Annotated in this window: 13 protein-coding genes, 1 tRNA gene and 1 pseudogene; 8 read left to right on the top strand and 7 right to left on the bottom strand. The window is 73.4% G+C overall.

The genetic code is table 11. From position 1 onward, the window contains the following. The first annotated feature begins 237 nt into the window (after positions 1-237). On the top strand, positions 238-3,498 hold the full coding sequence (gene fdh / locus ACWC21_RS14440) for a formate dehydrogenase (protein ID WP_450881532.1): 3,261 nt from the start codon (positions 238-240) through the stop codon (positions 3,496-3,498). Here fdh and selD read toward each other — a convergent pair whose 3' ends face one another. Then, on the bottom strand, positions 3,499-4,515 hold the full coding sequence (selD, locus tag ACWC21_RS14435; protein ID WP_450881530.1) for a selenide, water dikinase SelD: 1,017 nt from the start codon (positions 4,513-4,515) through the stop codon (positions 3,499-3,501). 34 nt (positions 4,516-4,549) lie between these two features. On the opposite strand from selD, the gene ACWC21_RS14430 reads away from it, so the two are divergent. Continuing rightward, a tRNA-Sec gene (locus ACWC21_RS14430) sits at positions 4,550-4,642 on the top strand. A gap of 35 nt (positions 4,643-4,677) precedes the next feature. Here the strand turns inward: ACWC21_RS14430 and ACWC21_RS14425 are convergent. Together ACWC21_RS14425 and selA are read right to left on the bottom strand one after the other, a co-directional pair. Then, positions 4,678-6,426, bottom strand: a pseudogene (locus ACWC21_RS14425) (SelB domain-containing protein); the annotation flags it as partial. A gap of 4 nt (positions 6,427-6,430) precedes the next feature. Beyond that, positions 6,431-7,774, bottom strand: coding sequence for an L-seryl-tRNA(Sec) selenium transferase (gene selA / locus ACWC21_RS14420; protein WP_450881528.1), 1,344 nt, complete (start codon positions 7,772-7,774; stop codon positions 6,431-6,433). A gap of 98 nt (positions 7,775-7,872) precedes the next feature. Here selA and ACWC21_RS14415 point away from each other — a divergent pair, with 98 nt between their 5' ends. Beyond that, complete coding sequence (locus ACWC21_RS14415; RefSeq protein ID WP_450881526.1) at positions 7,873-8,091, top strand: hypothetical protein; 219 nt, start codon at positions 7,873-7,875, stop codon at positions 8,089-8,091. A gap of 43 nt (positions 8,092-8,134) precedes the next feature. Here the strand turns inward: ACWC21_RS14415 and ACWC21_RS14410 are convergent, their stop codons facing one another. From ACWC21_RS14410 to ACWC21_RS14395, 4 genes are all read right to left on the bottom strand, one after another. Continuing rightward, complete coding sequence (locus ACWC21_RS14410) at positions 8,135-8,365, bottom strand: hypothetical protein (RefSeq protein WP_450881524.1); 231 nt, start codon at positions 8,363-8,365, stop codon at positions 8,135-8,137. Positions 8,366-8,557: 192 nt separating this feature from the next. Next, positions 8,558-9,241: a class F sortase gene (locus ACWC21_RS14405; RefSeq protein WP_450881522.1), complete on the bottom strand. Its 684-nt coding sequence runs from the start codon at positions 9,239-9,241 to the stop codon at positions 8,558-8,560. A gap of 111 nt (positions 9,242-9,352) precedes the next feature. Continuing rightward, positions 9,353-9,796: a hypothetical protein gene (locus ACWC21_RS14400; RefSeq protein ID WP_450881520.1), complete on the bottom strand. Its 444-nt coding sequence runs from the start codon at positions 9,794-9,796 to the stop codon at positions 9,353-9,355. 405 nt (positions 9,797-10,201) lie between these two features. After that, positions 10,202-12,736, bottom strand: coding sequence for a beta-L-arabinofuranosidase domain-containing protein (locus ACWC21_RS14395; protein ID WP_450881518.1), 2,535 nt, complete (start codon positions 12,734-12,736; stop codon positions 10,202-10,204). Between the two features lie 409 nt (positions 12,737-13,145). On the opposite strand from ACWC21_RS14395, the gene ACWC21_RS14390 reads away from it, so the two are divergent. From ACWC21_RS14390 to tgmB, 5 genes are all read left to right on the top strand, one after another. Continuing rightward, positions 13,146-14,153: a Vgb family protein gene (locus ACWC21_RS14390; RefSeq protein WP_450881516.1), complete on the top strand. Its 1,008-nt coding sequence runs from the start codon at positions 13,146-13,148 to the stop codon at positions 14,151-14,153. A gap of 80 nt (positions 14,154-14,233) precedes the next feature. Then, positions 14,234-15,085, top strand: a complete 852-nt coding sequence (locus ACWC21_RS14385) for an SCO6745 family protein (RefSeq protein WP_450881729.1) — start codon at positions 14,234-14,236, stop codon at positions 15,083-15,085. A gap of 38 nt (positions 15,086-15,123) precedes the next feature. Next, the gene (locus ACWC21_RS14380; protein WP_450881514.1) at positions 15,124-15,990 is read left to right on the top strand and encodes a fructosamine kinase family protein; all 867 of its coding nucleotides are present in this window, start codon (positions 15,124-15,126) and stop codon (positions 15,988-15,990) included. 156 nt (positions 15,991-16,146) lie between these two features. Beyond that, positions 16,147-16,338 carry a putative ATP-grasp-modified RiPP gene (tgmA, locus tag ACWC21_RS14375; RefSeq protein WP_450881512.1) on the top strand — a complete coding sequence of 64 codons (192 nt, stop codon included), beginning with the start codon at positions 16,147-16,149 and terminating at the stop codon, positions 16,336-16,338. Positions 16,339-16,354: 16 nt separating this feature from the next. Next, on the top strand, positions 16,355-17,338 hold the full coding sequence (tgmB, locus tag ACWC21_RS14370) for an ATP-grasp ribosomal peptide maturase (protein ID WP_450881510.1): 984 nt from the start codon (positions 16,355-16,357) through the stop codon (positions 17,336-17,338). The last annotated feature ends 50 nt before the right edge of the window (positions 17,339-17,388 follow it).

Here is a 17,388-nt window from a genome sequence, read left to right as displayed (position 1 = left end):
CCGCCCACCACAGCCCCGCCCGGACCCCGGCACCCAGACGATCGGCGTCGCCACGCCCTGCGCCGAGTACACGGCCCTACCGCAGTGGAGCGTCCCGCGTCGGCGGTCGACCGCCGTTTCGGTGGTCGACCGCGGGGTACCTGGCAGCGGATGCCGGGTCGGCCCCATCGCGGGACAATGCCTCCAGGAGGAGCGGGAGCCGCCGGCCGCGGCACCGGCACCGAAAGGGCGCAGGGCATGGGCGTACGCACATGGATCGACTCCTGGCCGGTCTACCGCCAGCTCACGGGCACCGACCCGCTGGGCCGGGGGGCCGCCGCCAAGAGCGGGACCAGTGCGCGCCTCACCCCCCGGGTCGCCACCGCCGACCGCGTGGTGAAGTCGGTGTGCCCGTACTGTGCGGTGGGCTGCGGCCAGAACGTCTACGTCCAGGACGGGCGGGTCACCCAGATCGAGGGCGACCCCGACTCCCCCGTCTCGCGCGGGCGGCTGTGCCCGAAGGGCTCGGCGAGCCTCCAGCTGACCACCGGTGACGCCCGCGAGCACCGGGTCCTCTACCGGCGCCCGCACGGCACCGAGTGGGAGCGCCTCGACCTCGGTACGGCGATGGACATGATCGCCGACCGGGTGATCGCGGCGCGCCGCGCCGGCTGGCAGTGGGAGGTCGACGAGACCCGCACCCGGCGCACCCTCGGCATCGCCAGCCTCGGCGGTGCGACGCTGGACAACGAAGAGAACTATCTGATCAAGAAGCTGTTCACGGCGCTCGGGGCGATCCAGATCGAGAACCAGGCCCGCGTTTGACACTCCGCCACCGTTCCCAGTCTGGGAACCTCGTTCGGACGCGGCGGCGCGACGACCTTCCAGCAGGACCTGCAGAACTCCGACTGCATCGTCATCCAGGGCTCGAACATGGCCGAGTGCCATCCGGTCGGGTTCCAGTGGGTGATGGAGGCCAAGGCCCGCGGCGCGAAGGTGATCCACGTCGACCCGCGCTTCACCCGCACCAGCGCACTGGCCGACCTGCACGTGCCGCTGCGCGCGGGCACGGACATCGCCTTCCTCGGCGGAATCATCAACCACGTCCTGAGCGACGACAAGTACTTCCGTGACTACGTCGTGGCCTACACCAACGCACCGGTGATCCTGCGGGAGGACTTCCGGGACACCGAGGACCTGGACGGCGTCTTCTCCGGCCTCGACACCGACACCCGCAGCTACGACAACCACAGCTGGCAGTACGAGGGCATGGAGGTGGAGGCCGCGGCGGGCCAGCGCGACTGGCACTACGAGGAACGCACCGGCGGCGGCAGCTCGGTGAGCGAGGCCGCGCGCGGCGAGGCGCACGGCTCCGGCGGTGCCGCCATCGGCGCGGGCGAACCCGAGCGGGACGAGACGCTGACCCACCCGCGCTGCGTCTTCCAGGTGCTCAAGCGGCACTACGCCCGCTACACGCCGGAGACGGTCGAGCGGATCTGCGGGGTGCCGCAGGACCTCTTCCGCCAGGTGTGCGAGCTCGTCACGGACAACTCCGGACGGGACCGGACCACGGCCTTCGCCTACGCGGTCGGCTGGACCCAGCACACGGTGGGCGTCCAGTACATCCGCGCGGCCTCCGTCCTGCAGAGCCTGCTCGGCAACATCGGCCGGCCGGGCGGCGGCATCCTCGCGCTGCGCGGGCACGCCTCCATCCAGGGCTCGACGGACATCCCCACCCTGTTCAACCTGCTCCCCGGTTACATCCCGATGCCGCACGCCCACCAGAACCAGGACCTGGACGCCTTCGTGCGGGCGGATGCGGCACCCAAGGGCTACTGGGGCAACATGCGCTCCTATCTGGTGAGCCTGCTCAAGGCGTACTGGGGCGACGCCGCGAATCCGGACAACGACTTCTGCTTCGACTACCTGCCGCGCCTGACGGGCTCCCACTCGACCTACGAGACCGTCATGGCCCAGCTGGAGGGCACCTGCAAGGGCTACTTCCTCATGGGTGAGAACCCGGCCGTCGGCTCGGGCAACTCCAAACTGCAGCGGCTGGGCATGGCCAACCTGGACTGGCTCGTCGTCCGGGACTTCTCCCTCATCGAGTCGGCCACCTGGTGGAAGGACGGGCCGGAGATCGAGACGGGCGAGATGCGCACCGAGGACATCCGCACCGAGGTGTTCTTCCTGCCGGCCGCCGCGCACACCGAGAAGGACGGCAGCTTCACCAACACCCAGCGGCTGCTGCAGTGGCACCACCAGGCGGTCGAGCCGCCCGGCGAGGCGCGCAGCGACCTGTGGTTCACCTACCACCTCGGGCGGATCATCCGGGAGAAGCTCACCGGGTCCACCGATCCGATGGACCGGCCGGTGCTCGACCTGACCTGGGACTACCCCACCAAGGGCTTCCAGGCCGAACCGGACGCGGAGGCCGTTCTCGCCGAGATCAACGGCCGCGCCGCCGACGGCACCCCGCTGTCGTCGTACGAGCAGCTGAAGCCGGACGGCTCCACCTCCTGCGGCTGCTGGATCTACTGCGGGGTGTACGCCGACGGCGTCAACCAGGCCGCTCGCCGCAGGCCGGGGCAGGAGCAGGACTGGGTGGCGGCCGAGTGGGCCTGGGCCTGGCCGGCCAACCGGCGCATCCTGTACAACCGCGCCTCGGCGGACCCGGACGGCAAACCCTGGAGCGAGCGCAAGGCACTGGTGTGGTGGGACGCCGAGCAGGGGCAGTGGACCGGCCACGACGTCCCCGACTTCAAGAAGGACAAGTCCCCCGGCCACCGGCCGCCGCCGGACGCGAAGGGGCCGCAGGCGCTGTCCGGCACGGACGCGTTCATCATGCAGGCCGACGGCAAGGCGTGGCTGTACGTGCCGTCCGGGCTGACCGACGGCCCGCTGCCGACGCACTACGAGCCGCAGGACTCGCCGTTCCCGAACCTGCTGTACGGGCGGCAGCGCAACCCCGTGAGGCACCTGCTGCCGCCGCACGCGGACAACCGCTACCAGCCGAGCGCAGGCGAGCCCGGCTCGGAGGTGTTCCCGTACGTCGCCACCACCTACCGGCTCACCGAGCACCACACGGCGGGCGGCATGTCCCGCTGGCAGCCCTATCTGGCGGAGCTGCAACCGGAGTTCTTCTGTGAGGTGTCGCCCGGACTCGCCGCCGAACGCGGCCTGGAGCACACCGGCTGGGCGACGATCGTCACTGCCCGGGGGGTCGTCGAGGCGCGGGTGCTGGTCACCGATCGCGTACCGCCGCTGACCGTGCAGGGGCGCACCCTGCACCAGGTCGGGCTGCCCTACCACTGGGGGCCGAACGGCTACAGCACCGGCGACGCGGCCAACGAGCTCGTGCACCTGTCCCTGGACCCCAACACCCACATCCAGGAGACCAAGGCGTTCGCGGTCGACATCCGGCCGGGACGTCGTCCCCGGGGCCCGGCCGCGGTGGAGCTGGTGCGCGCCTACCGGGCGCGGGCGGGCATCGACGAGCACACCGGCACGGAGCCGTGATCACCTCAGCACGATCGAGTGGGCTCCGCGCGGCACCAGCTCCCCGACCACCGGCGCTCCGGGCAGCTCCCCGGCGACCAGCAGCCCGCCGGAGGTCTGGGCGTCGGCCAGCAGCAGCCGGGTGTCGGCGTCCGTGTCCCCGAAGTCGGTGAACGGCGCGACCCACTCCAGGTTGCGCCGGGTGCCGCCGCTGACGTACCCGTCGCGTACGGCCTCCCGGGCACCCTCCAGGTAGGGCACGGCGGCCGTGTCGACCACGGCGGTCACCCCGGAGGCCCGGGCCAGCTTGTACAGGTGCCCGAGGAAGCCGAAACCGGTGACGTCGGTCGCACAGTCCGCCCCGGCCGCCAGGGCGGCCGCGGAGGCGTCCCGGTTCAGGGCCGTCATCGTGGCGATCGCCTGCTCGAACCGCTCCCCCGTCGCCTTGTGACGGTTGTTCAGCACACCCAGGCCGAGGGGTTTGGTGAGGGACAGCGGCAGTCCTGGCCGGCCGGCGTCGTTGCGCAGCAGCCGCGCCGGGTCGGCGAGGCCCGTGACGGCCATGCCGTACTTGGGCTCGGGGTCGTCGACGCTGTGTCCGCCGCCGACGTGGCAGCCCGCCTCCGCGGCCACGTCCAGTCCGCCGCGCAGCACCTCCCGGGCCAGGTCGAAGGGCAGCCGGTCGCGGGGCCAGGCCAGCAGGTTGACGGCGAGGAGCGGCCGGCCGCCCATGGCGTAGACGTCCGACAGGGCGTTGGCGGCGGCGATGCGGCCCCAGTCGTAGGGGTCGTCGACGACGGGCGTGAAGAAGTCGGCGGTGGACACCACGGCCGTGTTCTCCTGTCCCGGAAGCGCGACGACGGCCGCGTCGTCACCGGTGTCGAGCCCGACCAGCAGCGGGCTGTCCGTCCCGGTCGCCGGGGGTGCCGCCAGACCGCTGACGACCGCCTCCAGCTCTCCGGGCGGGATCTTGCAGGCACAGCCGCCGCCATGGGCGTACTGCGTGAGCCTGACGGCTGCTTGGCGGGTCGGTGTCATACCGGTCTCCTGGGGAACTAGCCTGGCGGTCGGTGGAGGCGTGTGGGTGCCTGGTGGCCCTCCCGGTCTTCAAAACCGAGGTGCCCGAGGATCTCGGGCAGGCGGGTTCGATTCCCGTCCGCCTCCGCTCCCCGGTCCGCTCCGGCAGCGTCGGTGCTGGTCGTCCACGCGCTCGGTGCGGCCATGGGCGTCCAGGAACTCCAGCAGCGGCACGGCCACCCGGCGCGTGGTGCCCAGTGCCCGGCGGGCCTCGCTCAATGTGAACGGCTGGGGAAGCCCCCGCAGCACGGCCACGGCCTGCTCGTCCGCGCCCGGAAGCAGCACCACGCCGTCGGCGACCTTCAGCAGCGCACCCGCCGAGACGGCGGCGGCCAGCGCCTTGCGGGTCAGCCCCAGCTGTGTCAGCCGGTCCGCCTCGGGCGCGCGGAACGGCGCGCCGGACAGGTCCCGGCGTACGGCGCCCACGGCCGCCGCGATCGGCGGTGGCAGCGTCGGACAGGTGCTGCCGGGTCCGTACAGGCGGCCCTGGCTGCTGGTCAGCCGTGGCTCGCCGGGGCCACGGGCGAGGGCGTCGACCAGGGAGCGGTCGGGCAGGCCCAGCAGGTGGCGGGCGGCCTCGGTGGGCAGCCCCCGCTGCAGCGGGTGGTCCCTGGCGTGCCGGTCCACCTCCGCGACCAGGCGCTCGCGCAGCGCCGTCCAGTGCGCCCCGTCGGCCAGCCAGTCCCCGGCCACGGGTCCGGTGGGGGGCGGCACGCCCATGGCGAGCAGCTCCGAACGGCGCACCAGCCGGCGTCGGCGCAGCTCCGCCGCGCCGTCCGGGCTGCCGGTCATGGTCGCGAGCTGCGCCGCCCGTGCGCGTCCCGCTCCGCGCCGGGTGAGCCGTGGCGGCCGTACGTCCAGCACGGTCATCCCGCAGGGGGTGCGGCTGCCGCCCGGTTCGCGCAGCACCGCCCGGTCGCCCACCCGCAGGGGCAGGGGGCGGCCCAGGGTGAGCCGGGCGGTGTCCGTGCCGAGCGGGCGGACCGTCACCGGGACCGCGGCGGTACCGATGTGCAGGGTGACCGTGCGGGGCAGGTCGTCGACCGGCTCACCCACGATCCGGGCGTCCACCAGGGCGGTGGTCAGCCAGCTGCCGGGGGTCAGCAGCACCTGTCCGCGGCCGAGCGGGCCGTCCGCGGGACCGTGCACGTTGACGGCCACCCGCGCCACACCGCTGGCCTCGGTCCGCGCCTCGTGCAGGCACTGCAGGCCGCGCACCCTCAGTCCGGCGGAGCCGTCGCCGGTGACGAGGTGGTCGCCGACCCGCAGGGTGCCCGCGCCGAGGGTGCCCGTCACGACGGTTCCATGGCCCCGCACGGTGAACGCCCGGTCCAGCCACAGCCGTACGTCCGCGTCGGCCGGCGGCACGGGCAACACCCCGGCCAGCCGGGCCAGTTCGGCGCGCAACTCGTCCAGTCCCGCGCCGGTCACCGCGCTCACCGCGACGGACGGCACCTCGCCGAGCGAGGTCTGCGCCATGCGCCGGGCCGCCTCCGCGCGCACCGGTTCCGGGTCCGCCAGATCGCTGCGGGTCACCGCGAGCACGGCGTGCCGCACGCCGAGCGCGTCCAGGATCGCCAGGTGCTCCTCCGACTGGGGCTGCCAGCCCTGGTCGGCGGCCACCACGAACAGGACGGCGGGCACGGGCCCGACCCCGGCCAGCATGGTCGCGACGAACCGCTCGTGGCCCGGCACGTCGACGAAGGCGAGATGCTCACCGTCCGGCAGGAGCCGGGTCCAGACGAATCCGAGGTCGAGGGTGAGTCCGCGCCGCCGCTCCTCCTCGAACCGGTCGGGTTCCATCCCGGTGAGCGCCCGCACCAACGCCGACTTGCCGTGGTCGACGTGCCCGGCGGTGGCCAGCACCCGCATGACGCTACCTCCCCGCCACCGACCGCACGGCCCGGGCGAGCCGCTCGTCGTCCTCCGGCGGCACCGCCCGGAGGTCGAGCAGGCAACGACCGGCCTCCAGGCGCCCGACCACGGGCACCCGGCCGGTGCGCAGAGGCGCGGCGTACGTCTCGGGCAGGGACAGCGCGGCGCTGGGCAGGGTCACGCCGGGCGCACCGCCCCCGCCGACCGTCGCCGCGCTCTCGACGGCCCGTACGTCGACGCCGTCGGCGCCCAGGGCGGCGGCCAGCCGGTCGGCGCGGGCCCGTAGCCGTACCGGGTCCGCGGCCAGCGCGGCGGCGGTGGGCGTCGGGGGGCCGGTGAGCGTGGCCTCCAGGGCGGCCAGGGTCAGCTTGTCGACGCGCAGGGCGCGGGCCAGGGGGTGCCGTGCGACGGTGCGGACCAGTTCCGCGTCGCCCAGCAGCAGCCCGCACTGCGGTCCGCCGAGGAGTTTGTCGCCGCTCGCGGTGACGAGTGCGGCGCCCTGCCTCAGCTGGGTGTCGGCGTCGGGCTCGTCGGGCAGCGACGGGTGCGGCCGAAGCAGTCCCGATCCGATGTCGACGACCACCGGGACCCCCAGCCCGGCCAGTTCACCGACGGGTGCGGCTCGGGTGAAGCCGGTGATGAGGAAGTTGGAGGGGTGCACCTTCAGCACGCATCCCGTGTCGGGGCCGATCGCGGCGGCGTAGTCGGCGGCTGTCGTCCGGTTGGTCGTGCCGACCTCGCGGAGCCGGGCTCCGGTGGAGACCAGGAGGTCGGGCAGCCGGAAGCCGTCCCCGATCTCCACCATCTCGCCCCGGCTGATGACGATCTCCTTGCCGGCGGCGAGCGCGGTGGCGACCAGGACGAGCGCGGCGGCGCCGTTGTTGACGACGTGGGCGGCGGCGGCCGACGGCACCCGCTCGCACAGGGCGCGCAGGGTGGACCGGCCCCGCCGGGCCCGGGTCCCCGTCGTCAGGTCCAGTTCGACGTCGGTGGGACCGGCGGCTGCCCCGACCGCCTGCCGGGCAGCCGCCGACAGTGCCGCCCGGCCGAGGTTGGTGTGCAGCAGCACGCCGGTGGCGTTGATCAACGGGCTGAGGCCGCCCGCCGTGGCCGGCAGCAGGTCGGCCGCCGCGTCCGCCACCCGTTCCGGCGGGATGGCACCGGTGCGTGCCCGCTCCTGCGCCTGCCGCACGGCGCCCTTCACCACGGCCGCGCCCAGCCGGTCCGCCGCCTCGGACAGCCGTGGGTCACCGAGGACGGTGTCGGTGCGTGGAATCCGCCGGCGTACGTCGGGGTCCACCGGGGCCCTGCCGCCCGTCTGCTGCGGTGCGACCCGCTGCTCCATGGCGCCCTGCCTCTCCGGCCCTGCCCGTGGCTCTCCGCGGTGCTTCCATCGTCTCTCAGTGCCCCGGGCCGGTGGTTCGACACACCGGGACGTCGCCGATGCCGGGGCACGGATACCCGGCGGCCACCTGCCCGGAGCGCCGGGCGGGCGTCCGGGCGGCCCGTCGGCACATCAGTGCGGAGCAGGCCGACTCCGACAAGCCCCCGGGTGTCCCGGAGGGTTACGGCTCCACCGGCGGCGGCCGGTCCGGCGGCCCGGCCGTGGCCCGGCCGACCGCGGACACCCGGCGCGAGGAAGGCCGCGGACAGGACCACTGACGGCCGGGCCGGCCCCGCCGGCGGGCGCCCTCGGCCGCCCGGTTCACATCTCCTCCTCCACGCCGATCGCGCCGCGCAGGTCCTCGTGGGCCTTTCCCGTCCTGCCCTCGCTCTGCTCCAGCAGCGCGGCGGCGATGCTGTCGAGCTTGTGCTGCACGGCTCGCTCGGCGCGCCGCTCGGAGTTCTTCAGCAGGGCCAGCAGGAGCAGGTTGACCGCGGTCATGATGTCGCCGACGAGGAGCTGCGAGGTGAGGGGAAGGCCTGCGGCGTGCACGGCGACGAACGCGGCGACCAGGGCGAGGCAGAAGCAGTGGAAGGCGATCGAGCTGGTCAGGTTGGAGGCTCCTTCGGCCAGCCGCTCGAGCCAGCCCCCGCCCGTTGCGGGAGCGCTCGGCGGGATGCGAGACAGGCACGGTCGCCGGGTACCCAGCCCGGAGGCGCACGAGCACGGACGGCCCAGGGGTGTTCAGACCAGGTGGGCGAAGACCACCAGGTTGTCCTTGTAGTCCCTGACCGTGCGGTCGTAGTCCCCCGCGCAGGTGATGAGCCGCACTTCCGCCCTGGGGGTGTCGGCGTACACCCGATCGCTGGGGAAGTCCTCCTTGGCGAACGTCTCCGCGCTGTCGACCACGAAGGAGGGTTTCGTGCCGTCGGCCCGCTCCACGGTGAAGCGGTCGCCGGGCCGCAGCTCGCCCAGGTCCGCGAAGACCGCGGCCGAGGTCATCGTGTCGACGTGGCCCGCGATGATCGCGGTGCCTGCTTCTCCGGGCGAGACGCCGTCGGCGTACCAGCCGACGAGGTTGGTGTTGTCGGCGGGCGGTGGTTCGAGCCGGCCCGCGTCACCGATGGCCAGGGTGGTGAAGGGGGCGTCGACGGAGATCTTCGGGATGGACAGGCGGGTCGGCCTGGAGCGGGCAAGGTGTCTGCCCGGCCGGGGATCCTGTGTGGGCGCCGAAAAGGCCGGGGTGTCCGCGGCACTCGGTACGTCGGGCGGGCCGGAGGAACCGGAGGGCCCCTGCCGGCCGCCGATCAGGGCGACGGCCAGGAGGACGAGCGCGGCGGCCCACACCAGCCGGCCGGAGCGAGGGCCGGGCTCGGCCGGTTCGGGTGCCGGCTCGGTGGGAGCAGGGGACGGCGGATGAGCTGCCAAGGGACACCACCTCACTCGGGCACGGCAGCGCAGCGGTCGGGGTACGGGCAGCCGGCCGCCGAACGCGAAGCGTGCGGGCGGCGGCCGTAGCCCTGGGATGCCGGACGGCTGTCAGGACACCGGTCCGCCGACCTTGCGGCGGCGCAGCGCGTACATGCCGGTGGCTGCCACGGCCACGACGGACAGCCCGGCGGCCGTCACGCCCGGGGCCGCCAGCGCGCCGCCTCCGGTGTGCATGCCGCCACGCGGCTTGTCGTGGTCCTTCTCCTTGCTCCAGCCGCCGTCGTCGCCGTGCTCGTCGTCCTTGTACGAGTCGGGGTCGAACCTGCTGTCGCCCCGGTCCGAACCCTCGTCATCTCCGTTGGACTCGTTCTTGCCGCCACCGGAGTGTCCCCCGCCGCGCCCCTCGTCGTGGCTGCTGTCGTCGCCGCGCTCCTTGCTGTAGGAAGAGTTGTCGTGGTTCGAGTCGCCCCCGTAGGCGTGGGCCCCGGGAGCGGCGACGGCGAGGGCGGCCGTCGCTGCCGCCGTGGCCAGGATCATGCGGACAGATCGCATCTCGGAATCCTTCCGCCGTGGCCGGGCAGCCAATACTCCATCAGCTTCTTGGACCCGGCCGTCGACATGAACCACCGTCAGCCACATTCCGGGCTCGCACCATCCGGGCCGCCCGGGCGGGTTACCGGTACCCCCCTCACGGGTCGTCCGTTGGCCCGGACGTGGTGCGACGCGCGGCATCGAGGTGTCCGTTCCCGAAGGACACCTCCGCTCAGCTCCGCCCGGGCGTCACCGTCCGCGGATCACCGGCGGGTCGCGGGACGCAGGCCGGGGGCCTTCGCCGTCAGGGTGAGCCGGCCCGGGACCCGACCGGCCTCGTGGCGCCGTTCGCCGTACGCCGGGCGCGCTGCGTGTAACACGCCCGGCGGGCACACCGTACGTCGCCGGAAAACTGCGGTTACGGCGTCATGAACCGGAGGCCAGCGCCGCGACCTCCGCCGGGCCGAGCGTCCTGCCGTGGACCCGGAAGTCGTCGACGGCCGCCTTCAGATACGGGTCGGGGTACTGGGACCTGCCGATGTACGCGGCCCGGATGTGGTTGCCGAAGTAGCGGGGTTCGACGGTGACCGCGGTGTTCCGGCCCACCTCCCGGCCGTCGACGTACAGCACGGCGGTTCCGGCGCCGTACGTCACGGCCACGTGCACCCAGCGGTCCGTGGGCAGCGGGTCGGCGTCGATGCGCTGTTCCGCTCCCCCGCCGCCCGCGGTGATGGCGTACCGGAGGGTGCCGGCGTCGCTGAGCGGGGTCAGGAACATGTTCGCGGTGACACCGGTGCCGAAGTCGAAGACGCGGGTCCAGGCGGCGGGTCGGCCGGAGAGTTTCACCCAGGCCGCCACCGAGTAGGCGGAGGCACCCGCCAGCAGGTCGTCGGCGAGGACGACATGGCCGTCCGTGCCGTCCAGGGCGACGGCCGATCCGCTGCGTCCCTGCGTCCACGCGGCCCCGCCGGCGAGGGTCGCGGCCCTGCCGTTGCCGGTGGCATCGGAGGCCGTCGTGCCGGAGTTCTCGTCGAAACGGTGCCAGGCCGCGAACGCCGGTGGCGGGGGCGTCGGTTCGCCGGTGAGCCAGTAGACGGTGTAGTGCTGGTGGTGGACCCGGGCGACGGGCAGCAGCGTGACCGTCTCGCCGTCGGCGCTCGCGGTCAGCCGCAGCGGGCTGGTCGCGGCCTGACGGACCGATGTGGTGTCCAGGCGCGGCATCCACGGGTTCGCACGGTCCCCGTACGCGCCGGCCAGGACCACGGGGCCGTGCAGGACGGCCTTGACGTCGGGGTCGTCGGGTGTGGCCTCGACCCTCGTGCGCATCGGCAGTGTGACCTCGACCCGGTCACCGCGGCGCCAGGCGCGCTCGAGGGTCAGCCAGCTGCCGGCCGCCGGACGGTCGGGCAGGCTGCGGCCGTTGAGCTTGGCGCGGGCGCCGGAGGCCCAGGACGGGATGCGGATCTGCAAACGGTGCGCGGCGCCTCCGCCGGTGACCGTGAGCACGGTGGAGGAGGAGTCGGGCAGTGTGGTGGTCTGCCGCCAGGTGATGCCCTTCTCCCGCCAGGTGACCTCGGAGGGGATGAACAGGTTGACCAGCAGCCGCTGTTCGTCGTGCGAGTAGACGGTGTCCGCGAACTTCGCCTGTGTCTCCATGCCGGTGCCGTGGTCGCAGGAGAAGTTGCCGTAGTCGGTGGAGTAGGCGTTCGGGTCGGTGCCCATGAAGGACGGCTGCTGCTTGAAGGAGCCCGGGGCCAGGCCCGTGTAGTAGATGTTGAAGCCGTGAGCGGAGTCCGGGTCCTGTTCGCCGAGCATCTGGTTGAACAGGGTGCGCTCGTAGTAGTCGAGCAGGTCGGTGCGGTCCGGGGTGTGGAAGTGCAGCAGCCGGGTCAGCTTGAGCATGTTGTAGCTGTTGCAGTTCTCGCACGTGCCGTTGGACAACTGGCCTGCGATGACGTCCGGTTCGTGGAAGGCCTCGCCGTTGCTGTTGCCGCCGATGACGTAGGTGTGGTGGTCGGTGACGATCCGCCAGAAGTTCTCGGCGATCGTGCGGTAACGGTCGGGCAGGCCCTCCTGCCACAGCCGCATAGCGCCGACCATCTTCGGTATCTGGGTGTTGGCGTGCAGCCCGGCCAGCCGGTCCTCGTTCGCCGCGAGGGGGTCGAAGACACGGGCGTGCGTGAAGCGTTCGGCGACATCCAGCCAGACGGCGTCACCGGTGAGGGCGTGCAGATCGGCGAGGACGTCGTTCATACCGCCGAACTCGGTCTCCAGCACCCGCTGCATCTGCTCGTGGCTCAGCCTGGCGGTGCGCCGGTCGACCCACTCCCCCTTGCGGAGGACGACGTCGAGCGCCTGCTCGTTCCCGGCCAGCCGGTACTGGTCGACCAGTCCCGCCATGATCTTGTGCAGGGTGTAGTAGGGGGCCCAGACTCCCGTACCGGCCTCCAGCCGGTCGAAGAAGCTCTCCGGGAAGGCCGACAGATACCCCTTGCCGTAGCCCGCGGCCGGTGAGGCCGCCTGGCATGCGGCGAGCGCGGCGACCAGTTCGCGGCCCTTGTCGCGCAGGGCGGTGTCCCCGGTGGCCGCGTAGGACAGGGCCAGACCCGACAGGAGGTGGCCGGTGGAGTGGCCGCGCAGTTCGACGTCCGGGCCCTCCCAGCCGCCGCAGGGCTGGGCGGTGCTGGACAGGCCGACGTTGAGCCGGAAGGTGTGCAGCAGCCGGTCGATGTCGACGAAGCGCAGGTAGGCCGTGTTGCGGGTCTGGTTGTCCTTGAACGGGCCCGCCAGGAGGTTCACCGCGGTGAGCGGGAAGGGGCGTACCACTGCGGCGACCGGAGGTCTGTGCGCGTCCGCCGGGCGGGTCGCGGCGTGAGCGGTGGGGCCGTCGGTGACGGTGAGTGCCGCCGCGGCGGCTCCGGCCGCGGTGAGGAACGACCGTCTGCCGAGAGATGGGGTCACTAAGTCCTCCGCATGTCGGGGACGTGGGGTGGAGAGTCCCGGTCTCCAGCCCACCGGTTATGTTCGAAATATCGAAAGCTGTGCGACATGCTGTGCGGATCACTACGGTAGAGGACTGACTCTTGATGTCAATGACACCCGGTACTGGGCACGAAGGCCGCCCGAAGGTGGTCGCGGGAGCGCTCCCGTCGCACCATGGCGCGACTCCGCAAGGGACGCGGAGCAGAGCCGTTCGCCGCACGGAGAAGGAAGGCGAGGCGTCGCCCGGGCTGCCGCAGGCCCGCACCGCTCGTCCCGGTGACCGAGGCACGCCGGGCGGACGTCGCCCGTCCGGGTCCCGTGGCTCGTGGGGCCGCGCGGCGGCTTCTAGTCTGAGCGGCGAGATCACGCCGAGGAAGGGCCGGCCGCCATGCCCGACACCGTGCTTCGCCCTGTTCGCAGAGGTGCCCGGCGTGTCCTCGTGGCGGTCTTCGGCGCCCTGGTCGGCGTGGCGGCCGTCGGCTTCCCCGCCCGCGCCGACGTGGGCGAGGTGACGCAGTATCCGATCACCAGCACCGCCGACAGCCTCCCCGCCGGGATCACCGCGGGGCCGGACGGGGCGCTGTGGTTCGCGGAGTCCGGTGCGGACCGGATCGGGCGGATGACGGGTGACGGGACGGTCGCCGATCACCCGACGCCGAGTCCGGGCAGCGCCCCCTTCGGTATCGCCCCCGGTCCCGACCGAGCGTTGTGGTTCACGGAGACGGGGACGGGCCGGATCGGGCGGATCACCACCGGCGGCCGGATCACCGAGTACCGTCTGCCCCGTGCGGACAGCGGCCCGCTGGGCATCACGTCCGGTCCCGACGGCGCCTTGTGGTTCACCGAGTCGGGCACGAACCGGATCGGGCGGATCACCACCGGCGGCCGGATCACCGAGTACGCCGTGCCCACCGCCGACGGGTACCCCTACAACATCGCCGCCGGGCCGGACGGCGCCCTGTGGTTCACCGAGTTGCTCGCCGGCAGGGTCGGCCGGATCTCACCCACCGGGCGGATCGACGAGTATGCGCTCGGGCCCCACGACCTCCCCGACGACATCGTCGCCGGACCCGGAGGGATGTGGGTCACCGCTTCCGGCACGGACTGCGTGGACCGCGTCGGACCCACCGGCCAGGTCACGCGCTTCCCGCTGCCCCACCCCGCCAGCGGGCCGGGCGGCATCGCCCGGGGCCGCGACGGGCAGCTGTGGTTCACCGAGCGGTCCGGACGCCTGGGCAGGATCACGGCGACCGGCCGGATCACCGAGTTCCCGGTCCCCGCCGGCGCCGAGAAGGTGCCCTTCCGGCTGACCGCCGGCCCGGACCGGGCCCTATGGTTCACCGGACTGCTGGGCAACGCCGTCGGCCGTGTGCAGGTGCTTCCCCCTCGGCTATGACAGCGGTCATAATCAGGACCGGCTGCTCGCGAACGCGGGAAGAAGCGGAGGAAGCCGTGGACAAGCCGCTGTCGCGGACCATGTGGGAACGGTACGAACCGGTGCACGACCTGGTCTACGCGCCCGGGATCCGGCAGACCACCGACGCGCTGGGGATGCGCGGCTTCTGGATGGGGTACTTCGCGCTGCGTGCGGCGCCGCTGGGCGCGGTGCCCCCGGCCGTCGTCACCAGCTGTTTCTACGTCTTCCACCCCAGCCGGGTGGCACGGGCCCTGCCCGACGCCTGGACGTACGCCCGCCCGGCCGAGGTCCTCGCGGCGCGGGAACAGGCGGTGGGCGCCGCCATGACCCGGCTGTTCGGGCTGGAGGCCATCGACTCCCCCGAGATGGCCGAAGCAGCCGACCTCGCCTGGGCCGCGGCGACGGCCGCCGACACCGAGGGCCGGGTCCTCGGCGCCGCCAACCAGGCCCTGGAGCGGCCGAAGGCGCCGCACGTGCGGCTCTGGCAGGCCGCCACCACGCTGCGGGAGCACCGCGGCGACGGCCATGTCGCCGCCCTGGTGAGCCGAGGGCTCGGGCCGGTGGCCGCGATGGTGCTGAAGGCGGCCGCGGGCGAGTCCGACGGCTCCGTGCTGCGCGAGGGCCGCAATTGGGACCTCACGGCGTGGCGGGCGGCCGAGGCCGGACTGCGCGAGCGGGGCCTGCTCGCCGCCGACGGAACGCTGACCGCGGCCGGCGCCGCCGAGCGCGAGGCGGTCGAGGCAGGGACCGATGCCGCCGCGGAGCGGCCCTGGACCGCCCTGGGCCGGGACGCCGCCGAGCGCCTCGCCCGCCTGCTCGAGCCGCTCGCCGAGGCCGTGCGCGGGGCCGGCCTGCTGCCGTCCGGCAACCCCGTGGGTCTGACCGGTGCCCCGGACATCGCCGAGGAGTGATCCGCACCCCGGTGGGGTCGCGCCCGTACCCTGGGCTCGTGGTCGACAGCAGCGAGGAACCGGCAGCGGTGGCGACCCGGCTCACCGGGCGCCCGGTGACCGGCGGGCGTCCGCTGACCGGGGCGCTGGCCGAAGTCACTCTCGACGGCGGGACCGTGGTGGTGGTCAAACGCGGGGACGGGCCGCGTGCGGTGCGCGCGGAGGTGGCCGGGCTGCGCTGGCTGGCGGCCGCGGGGGCGGTCCGGGTACCCGCCGTCCACGGTCATGACGAGCACTGGATGGTGAGCGAGCGGATCGCGACCGGTGCGCCCGACGCAGCGGCCGCGCTCCGGTTCGGCCGGGAGCTGGCCGCCCTGCACGCCGCCGGGGCGCCCGCCTTCGGGGCACCGCCGCCCGGCGGGCCGGAGGACGCGTACATCGGGCTCGCCTCCATGCACAACGTCAGCGGCTCCGACTGGCCGCGCTGGTATGCCGAGTACCGTGTGCTGCCGTACCTGCGGCGCGCCGTCGACGACCGGATCCTGCGCTCCGCCGAGGCGGCCGTGGTCGAGCGCGTCTGCGAGCGGCTGCCCGAGCTCGCGGGGCCCGGCGAGCCGCCCGCCCGGCTGCACGGCGACCTGTGGAACGGCAACGTGCTGTGGGGCCTGGACGGGCACGTCCACCTCATCGACCCGGCCGCGCACGGCGGACACCGGGAGACCGACCTGGCCATGCTCCACCTCTTCGGCTGCCCCCACCTGGACCGGATCCTGGCCGGCTACCAGGAGGCGGCGCCCCTGGGCGACGGCTGGGCGGACCGTGTCGGCCTGCACCAGCTCTTCCCCCTGCTGGTGCACACGGTGCTGTTCGGCCGCGGGTACGCGGAGCAGGCACTGCGGGTGGCCAGGCGGGCGACGGCCGCCTGAACGGCGTGCGGCCGACGCCGAGCCCGATGCCGTCTCAGCACTCGTGCAACAACGTTCCGTTGTTTTCCCAGCTTCCGGCGGTGATCACGGAGAGTAAGGAAACCAACCACCCGTTCGATTCGTATTAGGGGGTGGAAACCGAAACAGGGAGAAACCATGCAACCGTTCACGCTCAACTACGCGCGCCCCGCAGTGCAGTTGGACGTCACCAATCCGTACGCGTACGACTCCGGACTGCAGTTGAACGTCTTCCCCGACGGACGGATCGCCGCGACCGACCACGCGACACTCAGAGCCTTGGGGACCACGACCTCGACCGCCGGTTCCAAGACGCACTTCGACGACTGAGCCGGGCCCCCGCAAGATGACCGTGCTCATCCTGACCACCGAAGAGGACGTGACCGCCGACATGGTGGTCCTCCGGCTCAACGAGGCGGGCGTCCCGGTGGTCCGTTTCGATCCGGCCGACCTGACCCGCGGCGTCGCCCTGTCGGGCGAGTTCGTCCACGGCGGCTGCCGCGGGCACCTGTCCGTCGCGGGCCGGCTGGTCAGCATGAACGGCCTGCGTTCCATCTGGGTACGCAGGCCGGGGGCCGCGGCGGCCCGCGCCGCGCAGCCGTCGGACTGGCTCACGGAGGAGTCCTCCCAGGCCCTCTACGGCATGCTGCGCTCCACCGACGCCCGCTGGATGAACCACCCCGACGCCGCCCGCCGGGCCCGCCACAAGCCGTGGCAGCTCCGGCTGGCCCAGCGCAGCGGGCTGGCCGTGCCGGCCACCGTGATCACCACGTTCCCGCAGGCCGCCCGGGACTTCGCCGAGCGGTTCCCGGATCTGGTGGTCAAGCCGGTCTCGGGCGCGCATCCGCAGGAACCGCCCCGCGCGGTGCCGACCAGCCGGGTCGCCCCGGACACCGACTTCGCGGCCGTCGCCTTCGGACCGACCTTGCTGCAGCGCCGGGTGGCCAAGCGGGCGGACATCCGGCTCACCGTCGTCGGGGAGCGGCTGCTGGGCGCGCGCAAGCCGGTCGCCCCGGACGCGGACCCCGACGACGTGGACGTGCGCTTCGCCCCGTCGGCCGGCCCCTGGGAGCCCGTGGACGTGCCGCCGCGGGTCGCGGAGGCCGTGCACCGGTACATGAAGGACGCGGAACTGACCTATGGCGCCTTCGACTTCGCCGAGGACGCCGACGGGATCTGGTGGTTCCTCGAGTGCAACCAGTCGGGCCAGTTCGGCTTCGTCGAGATGGACACCGGCCAGCCGATCGCCCACAGCATCGCCGAGTGGCTGGCGACCGGCACCGATCAGCCGTGCTCACCGGCGAACGGAACGAGGAGATCCGCCCACTGATCCCGCACCGGACGCGGCGCCGCGGCCGAACCGCGCGCGGCGTCCGGGCA

Source organism: Streptomyces sp. NPDC001348 (assembly GCF_053597535.1).
Note: the sequence above shows the minus strand (reverse complement) of the source record. Positions and strands in the feature narration are given on the sequence as shown.

What these genes read in the sequence shown, in the direction of transcription:
- selD (WP_450881530.1), bottom strand. Translation starts at nt 4,515, where the DNA reads ATGACACCGACCCGCCAAGCAGCCGTCAGGCTCACGCAGTACGCCCAT.
- selA (WP_450881528.1), bottom strand. Translation starts at nt 7,774, where the DNA reads ATGGAGCAGCGGGTCGCACCGCAGCAGACGGGCGGCAGGGCCCCGGTG.
- ACWC21_RS14415 (WP_450881526.1), top strand. Translation starts at nt 7,873, where the DNA reads ATGCCGGGGCACGGATACCCGGCGGCCACCTGCCCGGAGCGCCGGGCG.
- ACWC21_RS14400 (WP_450881520.1), bottom strand. Translation starts at nt 9,796, where the DNA reads ATGCGATCTGTCCGCATGATCCTGGCCACGGCGGCAGCGACGGCCGCC.
- ACWC21_RS14390 (WP_450881516.1), top strand. Translation starts at nt 13,146, where the DNA reads ATGCCCGACACCGTGCTTCGCCCTGTTCGCAGAGGTGCCCGGCGTGTC.
- ACWC21_RS14385 (WP_450881729.1), top strand. Translation starts at nt 14,234, where the DNA reads ATGTGGGAACGGTACGAACCGGTGCACGACCTGGTCTACGCGCCCGGG.
- tgmA (WP_450881512.1), top strand. Translation starts at nt 16,147, where the DNA reads ATGCAACCGTTCACGCTCAACTACGCGCGCCCCGCAGTGCAGTTGGAC.
- tgmB (WP_450881510.1), top strand. Translation starts at nt 16,355, where the DNA reads ATGACCGTGCTCATCCTGACCACCGAAGAGGACGTGACCGCCGACATG.